An 18,654-nucleotide genomic window follows, 5' to 3' on the forward strand; every position below is an offset into this window, starting at 1 on the left:
AAAGTTTACATTTGAGGACTATACTAAAAAATGAAATGGAAGAAAATTATATTTATCCAATTTTTAATAACTATAATTTACTATCGGATTATAGTTTTTAAAAGGAAGATAATTTATTTAGAGGTGATCAATTTTCTAGTAATTAGAAGAGTTGAAAAGATCGGTTGATATATATTACTAAGGAGGATTTAGAATGTTTTTAGCAATTAAAGAAATGAAACACGCAAAAAAACGTTTCATGATGATTGGCGCAATTATTATGCTCATCGCATGGCTTGTTTTTATTTTATCGGGATTAGGTAATGGTTTATCGTCATTAGCTGCAGCAACGATGAAAAATATTGACGGAGATCTTTTTATTTATGAAGAAGGCTCTGAAGCAACTATGATGAAAACGAAGGTAGCAGGTACAATTGCCGATGACGTTGAAGGACAGTATGGTGTCAAAGAGGCAGCGAAGTTTGGACAATCAACTGTTATCGTGAAATCACCTGATGCGAAAGAAAAAGTAGACGTAGCATTCCTTGGAATCGAACCAGGTAAATTTATCGAGCCAAAAGTCGTAGCAGGTAAACAAATGACTGCTGATGACAAAATGGGTGTAATCATTGACGAGTCATTACAAGAAAAAGGCTACGAGATTGGCGATACAATTGAAGTAACAAGCTCAAGCATTGAATTAACTGTAGTCGGCATTACAAAAGGGGAAACGTTTAACCATTTACCAAGTGTATTTGTAAACTTAGACGTTTGGCAAAGCTATGCATTTGCAGCACCAGGATCAGATAATGGTCTAGAGAGTCCAGTAGCAATGATTGCGTTACAAGGTGCAGACATTGACGCTGAAAAGATCGAAAACAACTTTGATGAAATTGAAACATTTACAAAATCAGAAGCTGTAATGGGAATGCCGGGTTATAAAGAAGAAAGCGGTACAATCTATATGATGCTTGCCTTCTTATTCATCATTTCAGCCGTTATTATTGCGGTATTCTTCTATGTATTCATTTTACAAAAAACACAGCAGTTTGGTGTCATGAAAGCAATTGGCGCCTCAAACAGCTTTATTAAAAAATCAATTATTTCACAAGTATTTGTGTTATCACTAATCAGCATTATTGCAGGCATTGTATTAACGTACTTAACAGCTCTTGTTTTTCCAGAGGGAATGCCGTTTAACTTAGACTTTAAAATGGTTATTTTATATGCGATTGTGTTATTAATTGTATCTGTTTTAGGTTCTGTTATTTCAGCTCGCCAAGTGACAAAAATTGATCCTTTAACAGCGATTGGGAGAGTGGAATAAATGACAGGTTTAGTACTAAAAAACGTAACGAAATCATTCAAAGAAGGGGACTCTACAGTGGATGCACTTAAAAATGTATCCCTTACAGTAAACCCGGGTGAGTTCATCGCTATTATCGGTCCATCAGGTTCAGGGAAAAGTACACTTTTATCGATTGCGGGGGCATTACTTCAGCCATCGACAGGCGAAGTACTTGTTAACGGTACAGATATCGGCAAGATGAAAGAAAAAGATTTATCGGCTTTTCGTTTAACAGATGTCGGGTTCATTTTACAAACATCAAACTTAATTCCGTATTTAACGGTGTTAGATCAGTTGCTGCTAGTGCGTAAAATGAAAGGCAAAGTAAAAGCAGAAGATACAAAATTTGCGAAAACGTTATTAACGGAGTTAGGGTTGGGCGATAAGTTCAATAAATTCCCGAATGAGCTATCTGGTGGGGAGCGTCAGCGTGTTGCGATTGCCCGTGCGTTTGTGAATAATTCAAACATCATATTAGCAGATGAACCAACGGCAAGCTTAGATTCCAAGCGTGCATTTGAAGTCGTAAAGCAAATCCGAAAAGAAGTTAAAGAACGCAACAAAGCTGCTGTCATGGTAACTCATGACGAACGTATGCTGGAGTTTTGCGATAAAGTGTATCGTATGGAAGATGGACTGTTAACTCTGGAAGGATAATCAAATTATATTTAACCGTATTTAAAGTAAACTCATACTTTAAATACGGTTTTTTTATTTTCATAAATTATCTGCATTAGCCATACGACTAACTATACTCAGTGAAAGGTGATAACGATGTGGCTACTAGGTTTTTTATGGACTTCTGCAGGCATATTCATTGGTGGCATGGTCGCTTGGCTTTTTAAAGGAATTAACCAAAAGGCACATATTATTTATGCGCTTTGTACAGGGGTAATTCTAGGTTTGATCAGTTTTGAAATACTCCCGGAAGCTGTGGAATCAGGCGGCTGGTTAAGTACAATGATTGGATTTGTTCTGGGGATGATGCTATTCAAAGTGCTACATAGTAGATTGCACTTTAAACAAGACAAAGAAAGTCACGCTAAAAAGAAACTATATATTCGAACTGGCATATTGTTAATGCTTAGTTTTGCAATTCACAATTTACCGATTGGAATAACATTAGGGGCCAATGAACAACCCGAGCTTACTAAGGCATTACTGCAAACACTTTTGTTTCATAGTATTCCCGAGGGAATAATTTTGTTTATCCCTTTAATTTTGGCTGGATTCAACATATTTACTGTTTTAATAATTTCACTTATCGTATCAATTCCAGTAGCTATGGGGGTTTATATCGGTAGCTTTCTTGTTCATCCTTTACTTAATACTATCTTCATGAGTTTTGCTATGGGGATGATTTTTATAGTTACTGTCTCAGAAATCTTATATCCGGCACTTCATAAATCTTCAGCATTCAAAATTTTATGCGGCATATTTATTGGGTTTGGAGTAATAGGATATTATCTGCATTTCCTTTAAATTTTAGAACATCGATTTTAACTAATTTGGAAAATTATGTACATATATATGTTAAACTACTAAAAGCAATTACTAACAAATGGAGGAAATCTATGGTCGATATAAAAAACTACGATACATTCAAGAAAATTGAAACGATCCATAAAGGATGGTCGGACGATAAAAAGTACTATATTGAAACAGTTACAAATGAGAGACTGTTGCTTCGCATATGCGATATCGCAGAGTATGAAAAAAAGAAAAGTGAATATGAAATTATAAGTAGTTTAGCTGAAAAGGGCTTGCCTGTTTCACGGCCTGTCGATTTTGGAGTTTGTGACAAAGGCAAAAGTGTCTACACGATTTTCGTATGGTGTGACGGTGAAGACGCGGAGCAGATACTGCCTAACCTGACAGAAGCCGAACAGTATTCAATAGGAGTAAAATCAGGGCAGATACTGAAGGAAATTCACAGCATTCCTGCACCAGCAGAGCAGGAAAATTGGGGAACACGATTTAACCGTAAAGCGGACAGTAAAATTAAAATGTACCAGGACTGTAATATAAAAATAGCTGGTGACGATAAAGTTATTCGGTATATTGAAGATAACAGACACCTCCTGGAAGGAAGGGAGCAATGTTTTCATCACGGTGATTTCCATGTCGGAAATATGATTATATCCCCTCAGAAAGAGCTGTATGTAATTGACTTTAACCGCAGTGACTATGGAGACCCGTGGGAAGAGTTTAACCGGATAGTGTGGAGTGCGGATAGCAGCCCGTACTTTGCTACAGGGCAGCTTAACGGATATTTTAACGGAACACCACCGATGGAATTTTTCTCTCTACTTGCTTTTTATATTAGCAGTAATATGCTGTCATCTATTCCTTGGGCTGCAAATTACAGTGATCATGATTTAAACATAATGAAAAATCAGGCAAAAAACGTTTTGGAATGGTTTGACGGTATGAACGATCCTGTACCGACTTGGTATAAAGGAGAATTAAATTTGGGTTGATTAAAAGCTAGTGGACAATAAATAAAATAGAACGGAGATGAAATAATGGGAAAAGTATTTTGGATTCCGTTAGTTGCCTCGTTTACAACAATGGCCGTATTATATTTTATCGGTTATTTAGCTGACTTAAATTTTCTTATATTTAAAATTTCACTCTCACATACTGAAATTGCGTTACTTCCAATATTTGTTGGGGCAGCAGTAGGAATAATAACTGAACGGATGATTAAAAGGAAAGCAGGAGAATTTGAATGATTGCTTATTACTACGATCAGCTTCATACATGGGGGAAAGAAGACAATTTTTTCATGGAGCTTCTACAGGTAACAAAAGCTAAAAAGATTGCCGACCTGGGCTGTGGTACGGGACGGTTAACGATGGAATTGGCAAAGGCCGGTTATGAGGTAACTGGAATCGATCCAAATGAAGAAGCCATTCTTCGAGCTCAAGGCAAAGATAATACACAATCGGTTTCATGGATGATCGGCGATAGTCAGGACTTAACAACTAACGCATATGATGCCGTAATCATGACAGCGAATGTTGCGCAGGTCTTTATTTCGGAAGAGAGCTGGAATAGTGTACTACAAGATGTATTCACAGCTTTGAAGACTGGCGGGCACTTTATATTTGATGCACGGAACCCTCAAGCAAAAGCATGGGAAGAATGGCAAAAAGATGAGACGGTAGACGAACTTCTAGATGTTCATACAGGGGACCCTTTGCTGTATTGGGATGAATATGAAGGGTTAGATCGGAATGTTTTTACCTTTTATGAAAAAATTAAAAATGTTAATACGGATATTACACACGAAGCAAAGGTTCAGCTAATATTCCGTAGCTTTGAAGAAATTTCAGCCTCACTTAAAAGAGCAGGCTTTTCTACAGTGAAAGCTTATGAAGATTTCAAATTACAGCCGGCTACTAATCAGGCAAAGTCGTTTATATTTCATTGTGTGAAATGAGTTGAATACAAAAGTTGATACTGGATTAGGAGGGGGTTTTTTGGTCAACTTATTGGAAAATGCCTTTCAAATTTCAGGAGCGATCCTCCTTATATGTGGTATATATTTTTATTGGCATTTTAAAAAAATGAAGAAGGAAAAAAAGCTAACAACATCTGAACGCGTGGCCTATATAATTACACGAATCGCGATGTTTGTTTGTGCAGGGAGCTATGTTCTTCTGTTTCTAAATAATTAACATATATTATAAATCCTGTTTTCTTGTACAGGATTTTTTTATTCTACAAAAGTACCAAAATAAATTTATAGAATCTTTTTTTACTGCTGTTACGTACGAATAAATAGGAAAGGGAATGGAGGCTAAGACAGATGGAGAAGACGAAGAAATTGATGGCCGGCGTTTCAGCAACTGCACTTACTTTAAGCTTGGCAGGCTGCGGTACTTCAAATAGCAGTTTACCGCCAAAGCCTACTGACCAAAGCTGCAGGGATTGGGACTGGTCGGAAGAAGAAGGCGTATGGCGATGTGACGAGAGCCGTTCAGGATATTACGGCGCCTACTATTATGGGGGTAGATATTTCAATAATAGATCTGCACTAAACAGTAACAGTAGCTACATAAATTATAAAAACAGCGATAGCTTTAAAGCCGCAAAAACAAGTTCGGGTTTTGGCAGTGGCACAAAAAGTTTCGGAGGATAGGGGAGACAAAATAACATGAACGGGTATTTAAACTTTTTATCATATCTTGGTGTGTCTTTAGGTTTGTTAATAATCGGAATGGTGCTGTTTGCGCTCAGCACACCCAAGATTAAAGAATTTCAGTTAATTGCACAAAGGAATGTATCGGCCGCAATGCTACTAGGTGGTAAAGTAGTCGGACTGTCAATTGTATTAGGTGCAGCTGCCGAGTACTCGATTTCTTTAATGGATATGGCGATATGGGGAGCGATTGGAATTGTAGCACAAGTAATTGTATTTTTCCTTGCTGAAGTTATGACAATCCGATTCAGTATTCAAAAGGCGATCGAAGAAGATAATCGTGCAGTCGGAACAATGTTATTGTCGTTATCAATTGCGGTTGGGTGGATTGTAGCGAAATGCATATCTTATTAATTTAAGGAGCGGAAACAGTGAAGCGTTTAATTTACTATGTAGATAAGGGAAATGGCCATTATGAGCCGTTTTATGAATATACGGAAAAAAATGTAGGACTCGATGAGTTTTATGCAAGACAGCTGTGCACCTATTTTATTATGCGCGGGACACAGTATGAGCTCGTATCGAATGAAATGGAAGAAGATATGGAAGTCCTGGTTTTAAAGGAGATGGGCCGCAATTTATCCGGCGAGGATGAGAAAAGCTTTCGTGAACGGGGCATACATATAGAATTTAGAAAACCGAATGAACGTGAAAATTATCATCTGTTGTCGCGTATTCCTTGTGATACTCATTTTGAAGTGATCCGCTACTTATTGAAAGATGTAGTGGATATACCGTCCATTGGGCAAATGCTCGTTACATCTACAGAGATTGATGAAGATCGTGGTGTTTATGTAATTTACGTAACAGAGATGAAAGTGAGCTGAGCAATTCATGACGAACAGCGAGCGCAGCCAGTTTTATGCGAAGATTGACCAATTTTGGGCAGATTTATATGACGAGGAGTACGCCCTCTATGATCTTTATGAAATAACAGATGAAGAGGTCGAAAAGATCCGTATAGCTACAGAATGTGCCGGGAAAATCTATTTTAAGACAGCCCATTTATTACGTAATATTCCGGATGAAGCACTTCTTGAAATGGGGTATCCGGAAGAAACGCTTTCTTTTCTACGCATGAAAACACTGGAAGCAGAAAGTGTAATTGCCCGTTTTGATTTTATTGCACATAACGGCGGCTATAAATGTATTGAAATGAATGCTGATACACCTACCTTTATTAAGGAATTATTTGTTGTAAATGAACAAATTTGCAAAGAATTCGGTAGAGAAAATCCGAATACCGAAATGGAATGGCTGTTAAAAAGCAATGTGCGAAAAAGTGTTGCCCAAAGTATATTTTCCCCTGATGCACATATTGTATTTACCGCACATGATGACAATATAGAGGATTATCTTACTACGCTTTACATAATGCAATTTGTGCCCGGAGCAAAATTTACGCCTTTACATCAGTTGCGAATACAAAAAGGTGTGGGATTGTTTGATGAACACGGAAAGCGGATCGACTTACTGTACCGTCCGACATTTCCGATTGAAAATTTGATTCAGGACGAAGATGAAGCGCAGAATAGAATAGGATTGTGGTTAATAGAACTGATAGAGCTGAATTTGCTGACGATCCTAAACCCACCTTCTGCATTTTTACTGCAAAACAAAGCAGTACAGGCCATTATCTGGGGATTGCATGAAGAACGAAATGTATTTTTCACATCCGAAGAGCATGAATGGATTGCTGAATACTTTTTGCCGACGTATTTGGAAGACACCCCATTCATCGAAAAAGGTCTACGCTATGTAAAGAAACCGGTATATGGACGCGAAGGGGATACGGTGGAAATTTATGCTGAAGACGGAAAGCTTATAAAAGAAGATGTCCAAAAAACGTATAATCACTATACAAAAGTGTACCAGCAATTTATCGAGCAGCCGAAAACAATATTCCGAAGCGAAAAGGGAGTACAAACAGGAGAATTATTGGTTGGCAGTTTTTTAATAAGCGGAAATCCAGCCGCAATAGGGTTGCGTGTTGGCGGGATGATTACAAATAATTTATCGCATTATTTGCCGATCGGATTGAATAGAGAGTAGAGGTGTCATAAAACTTGAGCAATCGATCTATTGCTAATTTATCGTTTATATTATGTGCGGTTATTTTATTAAATAATTTATCAGTACTTGTACTACATACGGAAATTTCCAAAATGACATTCAAACTGTCTTTACTTTTATTGGTTATGTTATTTATCAATGGCATAGTACATAAGAAAAAGGCCAGTAAATAAATATGGCTGGGACAGATTTAACAAAAGCTTGTCCCAACCTCAATATTAAAATAGTAAATCCGATATAACTTGGACAATTAAAAGGAAAAATATAATTGGCAGCAGAATCTCTACCCATTTTCCTTTTAAATAAGGAATAATTTTCAGACCAATATGTGAGCCGACAATCGATCCGACAGCTACTGGAACGGCGACTCCCCAATTAACAATGCCATAAAATAAGTAAAATAGAAAAGCAGTTGTACAGCTTGCAAACATTAAAAAACGGGTCATTTCTGCCGCCATTACATAGCCGACGTGTTTCTTCAGAAAATATGTAATGTTCAGCAGTGCAGATCCTGTTCCTAGCCCGCCATCATAAATACTAATAAAAAACGGCACGATTAAATTAGTTTTCTTTTCGATGTCCGGCTGTTCGTCTCCAACTTCCTTCTTCTTCTTTTTTATAACAAAAAAGAACATCACGATTAACACAGTACAAGCAACAATATTCATCGTATGTTCTGCTAATCTTGTTGCTAAAAACGCCCCGCTTATACCGCCCATTGCAGCAACGAGCATAAAAGGAACCATTTTTTTCAATGATACTCTTTTTTTCTTCGTCAAAACAATGACAGTAGAAAATGAAGATATGCCAGTTGCAAATTTATTTATTGCGACTGTCGCATGAATCGGTATGCCAACTAACAATAAGGAAGGAAGCAATACGAATCCTGCAGCTCCAAACATGACCCCTACAATGGAAGCAAGTATGCCGATTGCGAATAAGATGAGCCCATCTACTGATAACCATTCTATTAATAAGTTCTCCATACAAATCCCTCCTATTCACAAAATACTGCTATACTACTCATAAAACAAATATATATATTTTGTATATTCATAAATATAAGTTATGAGTGGGTGAGAAAATGAATTTACATGCGCTAAGAATTTTCACAAATGTTGCTAAGCTGGGCAGTATAACAGAAGCAGCGAAATTCCTACATATCAGTCAGCCTGCTGTTACTGTGCAAATACGTAAACTTGAAAGAGAAATCGGTGTTAAACTTATAGAAGGAAAAGGTAGAGGGATTCAGCTGACATATGAAGGCGAATTTCTTTATGAGCAAGGGTTACGGTTATTTCATCTGGAAGAACAGATTGATGAAAAGTTTAAAAACTTTTTGGGAAAGAAAGAGAATATAAAAATTGCTTCGTCCTATATTTCGACGAATTATATTTTACCGCCAATCATTGCAGGCTATAAATCGGAAAACCCAAATATTGATATGTATGTATCATTAGGAAATGTTCAATCTGTTGAGCGTCTTGTCCTCGATTATAAAGTCGATTTTGGTTTCGTTGTGCAAAGCAATATAGGTCATGAAGATATAAACTTTGAAAAAATAATGGATATCCCGTTTTGGTTTGTTGTCCATCCAACGCATCCTTTGGCAAATAAAGTAGTATCGATTTTTGAACTAAGTGAACATGATTTTATATATAGGGAACGAGGCAGTTCAACACTGGACTTGATGGAGGCTATTTTTTATACACATAATTGCCCGTTACCGAGGTTCGGCTTACAAATAGAAGGTGTACTGGAATCGATTAAAGTTGTCGAATCGGGGTATGGAATGGCTATTGCCCCAGCCTGCAGTGTAAAAGAAAAGCTATCGCAAGGCAGCATTGCACGCATTTTTGTAGATCAGGTGGAAATCAGCCAAAGCCTATTCAGTTGTACAAGAAAAGTGGATAAGATGGAACATCCTTTTATTCAATATTTGAAAGCGAACTTAAGCGATTTAGAAGTTTAAATTATATAAAAATCTATGCAGGAAAATTTTTTGAAATAGTAATCGCTTACAAAATTGACACACCTCTAATGATGGAATAATCTGAAAATATAACGTCTGGAGGTGTGAATAAATGAAGTTTTTATCCAACCCTAAGCCTTATAAAGAAATCATTCCGAAAGTGCTGCAAGTGATTTTGAATATTGGTTTAACAGTAATGGCGTTGGCTCTTTGTGTTATGCTTATCATCGAAATGGTTGAGCTTTTAAAGTTCATATTTAACGGGGAAAAGCATGAATACAAATACTTTCTGGCAAAAATTTTAGTATTCTTCCTGTACTTCGAGTTTATCACGATGATTGTGAAGTATTTTAAAGAGGATTATCATTTCCCGCTTCGTTATTTTATGTATATCGGAATAACGGCAATGCTCCGACTCATTATTGTCGAACATGACTCCGCAATAGATACACTCATTTTTGCAGGAGTGATCCTGATCTTGATTATTAGTTACTACATTATCAATATTACACCGAGAGAGAGGCCGAATAGAAAAGCCTAAGCTTTAAATTAAAAAAAGGCTAATCAATATGATTAGCCATCTAGCCGATATAATTTAACTCCTGTTAATTAATCTTCTCAACAGCCAATTGCCACTTTCCGTTCGCATCTTTTGAAACAGCCATTTTCACGTTAATATCTTCGAACAAAATATCTCCTTCTTTATAGATCATCGTAGCCATAGTCACAGCATTTAAATATCGTATATCTCTATAGGAGGCTAAATATTTAACAGTTGCATTATTTGTTAGTGTTTTGATTTTTTCCATTGCAATGTCTTTAGAAATACCTAGACGTTCAAAGTCATTGAGCAGGTTGTTTTGGTTAAAGAAATACAGTTCGCCATTTGCAGCTTTCACAAGCATATTTGCAAACTGAGAACGTTTAATCGGTGTACTTGGTTTGAAATTTCCGTCGTCGTAACCACTTAAAATTCCGATTGTTTGAAGTGTTGCGATTTCCTGTCCCCAAGGATACGTAAAGTCATTTCCGTTAAATATATCAGATGGGGAAGCGCCACTGTCTTTGTAATCTTGCAATTTAATTAATGGAATTTCATATGCTTTTATAATGACGCCGGCAAATTGTCCCCGCGTTAAGGGCTGGTTAATACCGAAAGCTCTCGGAGAGGAAGAAGAATTATTCACATAATATCCGCGCATAATCCCGTTCCAGTCCAGCTTATTAATGTAAGGATAAAATTGATCCGTTTTTGGCACATCGATAAAGTTCGCACCACTGTACCATTCCGTATACTCAATTTCTTTTAAGCGGTCATCCAATACTTTTGCAAGTATACTTGCCACTTGACCCCGTGTAATATTTTCATATGGTCTAAATTGAGGCAATGTCCGGCTAATTGCTTTATGATTTAACAAATACTGAACAGAGGGATAAAAGTTGTCCGATTCTTTGACGTCTTTGTAATGAACAGTCGTTGCATTGACGTTTATCCCGACCGGAAACATCAAGCCCAGTGCAATACTAATAGAGGCAATCGTTTTTCTCACTTTTCCAACTCCTTTAAATAAAATTATAGTACTTTAACCAAAAGATAACATTATAAGGAAACTATTACAATGAACTATAAAAGTCCGAAATTTAAATAAGCGCATCTATCTTATTTGATAGATACGCTTATTTATATTAAGCCCTAAAATTGTAGTTAAGAAACCCCTTCACTCCATGTAGAATGCATCGAATGATTGGTTCTTTTCTTGTCACGCATTCGTACATACATATTGTTAGATAAAAGCGCAATGATAATCAACACTGTTCCGACAATATCAAACACCGTTACCGCATTCCCTTGAACAATGGAAATGAATAGTGTTGTGACAGGAACGAAATTGATGAACAGTAATGCATTCAAAGGTGACAAGTAGTTGACGCCAATGTTCCAGCCCAATAATGCAATGACACCGGGGAAAATAATCATAAACAGTAAGTGTGGACCTACTGCAACTACATCGTTTACACCTGGCACAGATAAAGTGCCGAACATTGTCGCACCTAAAGTAACGAATAATGCGGTTACCGTTCCAAGTAAACAGCTCAATGTAGAATAGCGCAAAGCAGACCAATGACTGAACTCATTAGCACCCATTGTATAAATCACCCATCCGACGACAGCGATAAAGATAAAAAGGGAAGGGATAAACTGACCTGTCGTGCCTAAAAATGCCTGAAGATCGCCTTTTGTAATAACTAATACCGCACCGATAAATGATAATAATACACATAGTAATGTAAACAGCGATGGACGGTGTTTAAAAATCATCCATGAGATGACAATCGAAATCATCGGCATCAGTGATTCCATTATAGAGGCTGTCATAACACCGGACTGTCCGAGTAAATCCTCGCCCCAGAAAATAAGCAAATTATAAACAGTAAAGGCCATCGTACCGAAAAACCAAAGCTGCAGGCCTTTTCCTTCCATACGGAAAGCTCTCTTTCCTTCTTTCCATAGTAGCAGTGCAATCAAAATGATCGTCACAGCGCCATATCTGAAAATCGTAAAGTAAAAAGGGTCTATATGTTTAAATGCATCATGTGCTACCGGAAACATGGCGCCCCATGATACTGCAGCTATAAAACAAAGAATAGAACCTATTAAAACGCTGTTTTTCAATCTTTATTAACCTCTTTTCACTAAATAGTCACGATTACTATCTTACAATCATACAAACATCTCGTAAAATGAATTAAATTTATTATTAGTATCATTATTAGAGATACCATAGTAGAGTAATGGTAGTGAAAAGGAGTTTGAAATCATCATGGAATTTAAAGACTTGGAAATTTTTCAACTTGTTGCCGAGAAGGGAACTGTAACAGAAGTAGCGAAAGAGTTAAATTATGTCCAATCGAATATTACATCAAGAATACAAAAACTCGAAGTAGAATTGAACACGCCATTATTCAATCGACATCGACGAGGGATGACTTTGACGCCTGAAGGGAAAAACTTGCTATCTTATAGTAAAAAAATATTGTTATTGACGGAAGAAATGAAAAGAGCCGTCCTTAATAAAAATGAACCAATCGGGAAGCTTGAAATAGGTACGGTCGAAACGGTTTACCATTTACCAAACATATTAACTTCCTATATGAAGAGTTATCAAAATGTCGATTTGTCATTAATAACAGGGGTAACAGAGAAATTGGAGCAAAAAGTACTGGATTATAAATTGGATGGAGCGTTTATAACCGCATCGAATATTCATCCGGATCTTGAGTCATATGAAGTATTTGATGAAGAGCTTGTATTAATTTCAAACTCACCTCATCTGAAGTTGGGAGAATTAGAAGGCATCCCGTTCCTATGTTTCAGAAAAGGCTGCGGATACCGGGCACGTCTGGAAACATGGTACCAGGATCAAAATATCAGTCCTCAAAAAGTGATGGAGTTTGGTACACTGGAAACGATTATACGCAGTGTTTCAATGGGACTAGGGGTTTCATTTGTCCCAAAGTCAGCTGTTGCACATCTGGAGCAGAGCGGGACTATTTATTGTCACTCATTGCCAAGTGAGTATAGTAAAGTAAAGACGGTCTTTATTAGGAGAGCGGATTCCTATTTGACGGCAACGATTGAAAAGTTTATTGAAACAATTCAACATAATAGACAAATCGTATAAAAGGAACAAAACTTTCCACATTAGGAAAACTAACTTAAAGAAAAATAGTGAGGTGAACAGATGAGTAACCAGCTATCTGAATTTCAAATTTCCTTAAAGGAGATTCATTATTTATCACCAAAAGTAAATCAGGGGCTTGAGTTAATATTTGTTGTTGAAGGGCAGATTACTGTCGAGACAGATAGCCATTTTTATGAATTAAATGAACTTGATTTATTGGTTATTAATCGAAACGAACTCTTTCAGATAAAGGGAAATCCTGATAATTATGTGCTCAGTCTAACAATTTCGGATGCATTTATCGACCGATTTTATAAAAATTACCGTGATAATCGCTTTGAATGCTACTCAAAGGAAGTGCATATGGGGCGCGAAAAAATGCTTAATAATCTTCGTAAGTGGCTTATTAAGTTAATTATTTCCTATTACCGTCAAGATGAAAGCCACCAAATTGAGTTTCAAAAATATTTATGTGATATCTTGCTTACGCTCATACGCGGCTTTAAGAAAAAAGGGAGCTCCTCAGAAAAATTGGATACAAATGATCAGCGGCTTATGCAAATTATCGATTACTTGGAAAGAAATTATGATCAGCCGATTACGTTGGAGGAAATGGCCCGAAAATCCTATTTGTCGACAGCTTATTTATCCCGTTATTTTAAACAAAAGATGAATATGGGGTTCAGTCGTTATTTAATGACAATCCGTCTAAAGCATAGTGTAAAAGATTTGCTCTATACGAATGATACGGTATCACAAATCTCGATGAATAATGGATTTCCCAACACGAAATCATTTACTACCCTTTTTAAAGAAAACTATGGGATGACACCGCATGTCTATCGGGAGAAACATCCTGTAGAAAAGAAGGATTCATTTAAAGAGTACCCGCTGGAAGATGCGGAACAGCCAGTACATTCCCCTGAAATTTTAGGCAAGTTAGGGGTTATTTTAAATACACTTGATCAATCGTATAAAAATACACAATCGAAATTTGAAGAATTGTCATTGGATATAACAGCACCTGGCAATATTCCTATTTCAAGGCCCAAACATATGGTTATTGCGCATGAGTTGAAGGAATTACAAAAGGAAAATATCCGTGCACAAATTTTAATGGCGAAAAGAGAAATCGGGGTAGATTTTGTAGGAATCAGTAATTTACTAAAGGGAGAAGCGATTTCAGCTGAGATTGAAACGGATGAAATTATCCCGACAAGTTCACAATATTTTAAAACCGATATTGCCCTGGAATTTTTAAAGCAGCAAAACTTGGCACTTTTCGTAAGAATTGATTATCAGGAATTATCGATGGATGAAGAAAATTATCTCAGAAAGCTGGAGCATTTTTTGAAGCATTGTCTGCAATTATATGGTGGTTCCTATTTAAGCGCCTGGCATTTTCTCTTTTATGAACCATACAATACTATCGTGGCAGCAGATGAGCTAAAACGGGTTTATTTTAGGTTATACCATTTGATAAAAGGCATTGTACCGGATATTCATGTCGGTATGTTTTTACCTTTTTCCTTTGAAAAGGAGAAGACAAGCGAAGCGCATATATGGCTGTTAAAAGAGGCGAAATTTGTAGATTTTATAGGGTATCATTCGAATCAAAATGATGTTGTAGATTTTAAAGAGTTGAACGATGACCGCTTTTTCCTGACAAAAGATTATTTGAAAGAAAAAACAGAAAAAATAAAAGCGTATTTAAAGAAGAATGGAATTAAAAAGCCGCTTCATGTCATTTCATGGAATACTCTTTCCGGAAATACACGCCTGACAAACGGCCGCTTTTTCCGCGCAGCATTAGTATTGGAAAATATACTGGACATATCAGATGAGGTGGAATCAGTAGGTTTTTGGATTAATACGGTTGTACATGAAAGTGAGAGTGACGGCCAACGTATCCGGATTGAAGGGCTAGAACTTTTCCATTATTTTGATGGAAAAAGACCGGCATATTTTGCATTAATGTTTGCAAAAAGGCTAAACGGTAAGATTGTTGCCCAAGGACCTGATTACATGATGACAAAAAATGAACGTGGGTATCAGTTAGTGCTCATGAACAGTAAAACCGTGAATCCTTATTATTTAATTGAGGAAACGTTTTTGCAAATGTTCAATAAGGACTTATTTGTGAAAATTAAAGGAATGGAGCCTGGCGAATATCAAGTGCGAAAATACACGTTTGACCGTGAGCATGGCGCACTTTATACAAATTGGATTGATTTGAATAGCCGCTATGGATTGGATATGGAAGTCATTGATTATATTAACAGGTCAAGCTATCCTCAACTTGAAATTTTTGATGAAAAAATTATGAGTGATTGGTCTTTTTATTCATACTTAACGGTGAATGCCATTCATTTTTTTGATATAAGAAAAGCTGTTTTATAAAAAGATTGTTGCGAGCGATACGCAGCAGTCTTTTTTTATTTAAGTAAAAAATTGACGGTATATTTTTGCTGCTCCAATTGTTCCCGTAAAAAATATACAGACTCGTATACATGTTATACGCAAATAATAACTTTTTGACATATAGATTTCTGTATAAACTAAAGACATGAAGTATTGATCAGGCTTTAACGGCTAAAGAATATTCTCGAGAAAATAAATCATTATTGTTAATTGTTAAAGCGTTGTTGAAATATTTCTTTTAATACTGAGGAGTATGATTAAAAGAGATTTGAAGACATTATAATTACGCGGGAAATTTTATAGGAGGATTATTATGAACACATACAAAGGTACGAATAAAATGATCATCGGAATTGTATTCGGTGTTATTACATTCTGGTTATTTGCTCAAGCAATGGTAAACGTTGTACCAGCTGTTCAAGAGGATTTAGGCATTTCGCTTGGTACGATTAATATAGCGATTAGTTTATCGGCATTATTCTCAGGTATGTTTATCGTAGCGGCAGGTGGTCTTGCTGACAAAATAGGTCGTAAAAAAATAGCGGTCATCGGTTATTGGCTAAGTATTCTTGGTTCACTCTGTTTAGTATTGGCGCAAGGTGCTGTTTTATTAATCATCGGCCGAATTATTATCGGTCTATCAGCTGCATTCATTATGCCGTCTACAATTGCATTAATCAAAGCTTATTTTGAAGGCGCGGACCGTCAAAGAGCATTAAGCTACTGGTCAATTGGTTCATGGGGAGGTTCCGGTGTTGCATCATTTGCAGGTGGTGCCATTGCGACTTCATTAGGATGGAGATGGATTTTCATCTTCTCGATTGTATTCGCTCTAGTTGGTCTGTTTTTATTAAAAGACACACCTGAAAGTAAACAGGAGTCTTCAGGAAAATTCCGTTTTGACTACGTCGGTCTAGGCATTTTTATTGTCACAATGGTTGCATTAAATATTTTAATTACGTATGGTGCAGACTTTGGTTGGACAAGCGGCATTTCCTTAATTTTGATGGCAGTAACAGTAATTGGATTAATTACATTCATTCGAGTAGAGATGAAAAAAGAAGTTGTACTAATCGACTTTGCGGTATTTAAAAACAAAGCCTATACAGGTGCAACGGTATCGAACTTTTTACTTAATGCAATAGCGGGTACATTAGTAGTAGCCAATACGTATGTGCAGGTAGGACGTGGATTTAATGCTTTCCAATCAGGCTTACTTTCCCTTGGCTATTTAGTGACGGTACTGGCAATGATCCGTGTAGGGGAGAAAATACTTCAACGTGTTGGTGCTAAAAAACCGATGATTTGGGGTGGAATAATTACTACGGTCGGTGTCGCATTAATGGGATTAACATTCTTGCCGGATGTAGCGTATACAATCGCGGTATTCGTAGGATTTGCTTTATTCGGTCTTGGCTTAGGTATTTATGCAACACCGTCAACAGATACATCTGTATCCAATGCACCTTCTGACAAAGTTGGGGAAGCGGCAGGTGTATATAAAATGGCAAGTTCTTTAGGTAGTGCGTTCGGTGTAGCCATTTCCATGACAGCTTACGGCGCGGCATCTGCAAACGGCAACCTGGAAATGGCCGCAACAACAGGGATCATCATTAACGTCATATTCGGTGTCCTTTCCATCTTATCAGTTTTATTCCTAGTTCCAAAAAACGCGGGGGAATCAGTCGATCAATTAGAATGATGTAAACGCCTTGTCAAAGGCGTTTACATTATTTTCTTCAAAATTTAAGTTCAGGAGTGGTAACCATGAAACAAAAACTAATGGAGATGCTGGAACTTCGTAAAGATGAAATGATTCAAATCCGGAGACATTTACACCAGCATCCTGAAATATCGTTTCAAGAAGAAAAAACTGCACAGTACATTCTCGACTTTTATAAAGGAAAAGATGTAGAAGTTCATTCAAATGTCGGAAATGGCTACGGAATTATTGTAACGATTAAAGGCGGCAAACCAGGCAAAGATATCGGGCTTCGCGCAGACTTCGATGCATTGCCGATTACCGAAGAAGCCGATGTTCCATTCAAATCTGTTAATGAAGGAGTAATGCACGCATGCGGCCATGACGGACATACCGCATATTTACTTGTATTGGCGGATTGTTTGATCGAATTGAAAGATGAGATACCAGGGACAATTAAAATTATTCACCAGCATGCAGAAGAAGTTCCGCCAGGCGGAGCGAAAAGTATCGTAGAGTCGGGGCTGCTCGATGATTTAGATAATGTTTTCGGGATTCACTTGCTGCCAATGGGACCTGCAGGATTTGTCGGTTATAATTCAGGTTTTGCCTTCAATGGGCGTGCCTACTTAAAACTGAAAATTCAAGGACGCGGCGGACATGGCTCCTCACCACATTTGGCAAACGATGCGATTGTTGCCGGTGCACACTTTGTCACTGCTGTGCAAACAATTATTAGCCGCCGTTTAAGCCCCTTTGATATCGGTGTTATTACAATTGGTTCCTTCGACGGTAAAGGAACATTTAATGTGATTAAAGATAGTGTAGAACTTGAAGGCGATATTCGCTATATGACGATAGAAACGAAGGAAAAAATTGAAGTGGAAGTAAAAAGATTAGTAAGAGGTTTGGAAGAAGAATTCGGTGTCACTTGTGAGTTGACGTATGAAAACGATTATCCGCCATTATACAATGACCCTGAATTAACAGCGAAAGTAGCAGGATATTTAGTAGGGGCGAATGATCCGATTATTACAGAGGTGAAGGAAGTGCCGCCAATGTCGCCATCTGAAGACTTTGCCTATTATGCAGAGAAGTTCCCGTCTTGCTTCTTCTATATTGGTTGTTCACCAAAAGGAGTAGAAAAACCTTATTACAATCATCATCCAAAATTCGATATTGATGAAGATGCGCTTCTGGTCGCGGCTAAAGCGGTCGGACATGTCGTATGCGGCTATTATGAAGAAAATTAATAATAAAAAGGAGTTT

The 18,654-nt window shown here is 37.2% G+C and carries 20 protein-coding genes; 17 read left to right on the forward strand and 3 right to left on the reverse strand.

Going from position 1 to position 18,654, the window contains the following annotated elements:
• The first annotated feature begins 193 nt into the window (after positions 1 to 193).
• The 11 genes from M3166_RS16855 to M3166_RS16905 all read left to right on the forward strand — a co-directional run bounded on the left by M3166_RS16855 (position 194) and on the right by M3166_RS16905 (position 7,780).
• The gene (locus M3166_RS16855) at positions 194 to 1,306 is read left to right on the forward strand and encodes an ABC transporter permease (protein ID WP_251691094.1); all 1,113 of its coding nucleotides are present in this window, start codon (positions 194 to 196) and stop codon (positions 1,304 to 1,306) included.
• Positions 1,307 to 1,984, forward strand: coding sequence for an ABC transporter ATP-binding protein (locus M3166_RS16860; protein ID WP_251691096.1), 678 nt, complete (start codon positions 1,307 to 1,309; stop codon positions 1,982 to 1,984). It begins immediately after the preceding gene.
• Between the two features lie 117 nt (positions 1,985 to 2,101).
• Entirely contained in the window at positions 2,102 to 2,809 is a 708-nt protein-coding gene (locus M3166_RS16865) for a ZIP family metal transporter (RefSeq protein WP_251691098.1), read from the forward strand.
• 92 nt (positions 2,810 to 2,901) lie between these two features.
• Complete coding sequence (locus M3166_RS16870) at positions 2,902 to 3,807, forward strand: aminoglycoside phosphotransferase family protein (protein WP_251691101.1); 906 nt, start codon at positions 2,902 to 2,904, stop codon at positions 3,805 to 3,807.
• Positions 3,808 to 3,852: 45 nt separating this feature from the next.
• A complete protein-coding gene (locus M3166_RS16875) occupies positions 3,853 to 4,062 on the forward strand; it encodes an ATPase (RefSeq protein ID WP_251691103.1) in 210 nt (69 codons plus the stop codon).
• Positions 4,059 to 4,772, forward strand: a complete 714-nt coding sequence (locus tag M3166_RS16880) for a class I SAM-dependent methyltransferase (RefSeq protein ID WP_251691105.1) — start codon at positions 4,059 to 4,061, stop codon at positions 4,770 to 4,772. The genes M3166_RS16875 and M3166_RS16880 overlap by 4 nt, the downstream gene beginning before the upstream one ends.
• 369 nt (positions 4,773 to 5,141) lie before the next feature.
• Complete coding sequence (locus M3166_RS16885; protein WP_251691107.1) at positions 5,142 to 5,474, forward strand: aminotransferase yhxA; 333 nt, start codon at positions 5,142 to 5,144, stop codon at positions 5,472 to 5,474.
• Positions 5,475 to 5,489: 15 nt separating this feature from the next.
• Complete coding sequence (locus M3166_RS16890; RefSeq protein ID WP_251691109.1) at positions 5,490 to 5,888, forward strand: DUF350 domain-containing protein; 399 nt, start codon at positions 5,490 to 5,492, stop codon at positions 5,886 to 5,888.
• 17 nt (positions 5,889 to 5,905) lie between these two features.
• Positions 5,906 to 6,361: an RNA helicase gene (locus M3166_RS16895; protein ID WP_251691111.1), complete on the forward strand. Its 456-nt coding sequence runs from the start codon at positions 5,906 to 5,908 to the stop codon at positions 6,359 to 6,361.
• A 7-nt stretch (positions 6,362 to 6,368) separates the two neighbouring features.
• On the forward strand, positions 6,369 to 7,586 hold the full coding sequence (locus M3166_RS16900) for a glutathionylspermidine synthase family protein (protein WP_251691113.1): 1,218 nt from the start codon (positions 6,369 to 6,371) through the stop codon (positions 7,584 to 7,586).
• Positions 7,587 to 7,600: 14 nt separating this feature from the next.
• On the forward strand, positions 7,601 to 7,780 hold the full coding sequence (locus tag M3166_RS16905; protein ID WP_251691115.1) for a hypothetical protein: 180 nt from the start codon (positions 7,601 to 7,603) through the stop codon (positions 7,778 to 7,780).
• Between the two features lie 45 nt (positions 7,781 to 7,825).
• Here M3166_RS16905 and M3166_RS16910 read toward each other — a convergent pair whose 3' ends face one another.
• Positions 7,826 to 8,593, reverse strand: a complete 768-nt coding sequence (locus M3166_RS16910) for a sulfite exporter TauE/SafE family protein (protein ID WP_251691117.1) — start codon at positions 8,591 to 8,593, stop codon at positions 7,826 to 7,828.
• Positions 8,594 to 8,691: 98 nt separating this feature from the next.
• Here M3166_RS16910 and M3166_RS16915 point away from each other — a divergent pair, with 98 nt between their 5' ends.
• Positions 8,692 to 9,579 (forward strand): LysR family transcriptional regulator, encoded by an 888-nt coding sequence (locus tag M3166_RS16915; RefSeq protein ID WP_251691119.1) that lies wholly within the window; start codon positions 8,692 to 8,694, stop codon positions 9,577 to 9,579.
• A gap of 112 nt (positions 9,580 to 9,691) precedes the next feature.
• Complete coding sequence (gene psiE / locus M3166_RS16920; protein ID WP_251691121.1) at positions 9,692 to 10,120, forward strand: phosphate-starvation-inducible protein PsiE; 429 nt, start codon at positions 9,692 to 9,694, stop codon at positions 10,118 to 10,120.
• A gap of 64 nt (positions 10,121 to 10,184) precedes the next feature.
• Here the strand turns inward: psiE and M3166_RS16925 are convergent, their stop codons facing one another.
• Positions 10,185 to 11,129 (reverse strand): S-layer homology domain-containing protein, encoded by a 945-nt coding sequence (locus tag M3166_RS16925; RefSeq protein WP_251691123.1) that lies wholly within the window; start codon positions 11,127 to 11,129, stop codon positions 10,185 to 10,187.
• 155 nt (positions 11,130 to 11,284) lie between these two features.
• Entirely contained in the window at positions 11,285 to 12,253 is a 969-nt protein-coding gene (locus tag M3166_RS16930; protein ID WP_251691124.1) for a DMT family transporter, read from the reverse strand.
• Between the two features lie 148 nt (positions 12,254 to 12,401).
• Here M3166_RS16930 and M3166_RS16935 point away from each other — a divergent pair, with 148 nt between their 5' ends.
• The 4 genes from M3166_RS16935 to M3166_RS16950 all read left to right on the forward strand — a co-directional run bounded on the left by M3166_RS16935 (position 12,402) and on the right by M3166_RS16950 (position 18,638).
• Complete coding sequence (locus M3166_RS16935; protein WP_251691126.1) at positions 12,402 to 13,262, forward strand: LysR family transcriptional regulator; 861 nt, start codon at positions 12,402 to 12,404, stop codon at positions 13,260 to 13,262.
• 60 nt (positions 13,263 to 13,322) lie between these two features.
• Positions 13,323 to 15,662: a helix-turn-helix domain-containing protein gene (locus M3166_RS16940; protein ID WP_251691128.1), complete on the forward strand. Its 2,340-nt coding sequence runs from the start codon at positions 13,323 to 13,325 to the stop codon at positions 15,660 to 15,662.
• 328 nt (positions 15,663 to 15,990) lie between these two features.
• Complete coding sequence (locus M3166_RS16945) at positions 15,991 to 17,385, forward strand: MFS transporter (RefSeq protein WP_435368093.1); 1,395 nt, start codon at positions 15,991 to 15,993, stop codon at positions 17,383 to 17,385.
• A 65-nt stretch (positions 17,386 to 17,450) separates the two neighbouring features.
• On the forward strand, positions 17,451 to 18,638 hold the full coding sequence (locus M3166_RS16950) for an amidohydrolase (RefSeq protein ID WP_251691132.1): 1,188 nt from the start codon (positions 17,451 to 17,453) through the stop codon (positions 18,636 to 18,638).
• The last annotated feature ends 16 nt before the right edge of the window (positions 18,639 to 18,654 follow it).

It is taken from the genome of Solibacillus isronensis, from assembly GCF_023715405.1.
GTDB classification, from domain to species: Bacteria; Bacillota; Bacilli; order Bacillales_A; family Planococcaceae; genus Solibacillus; species Solibacillus isronensis_B.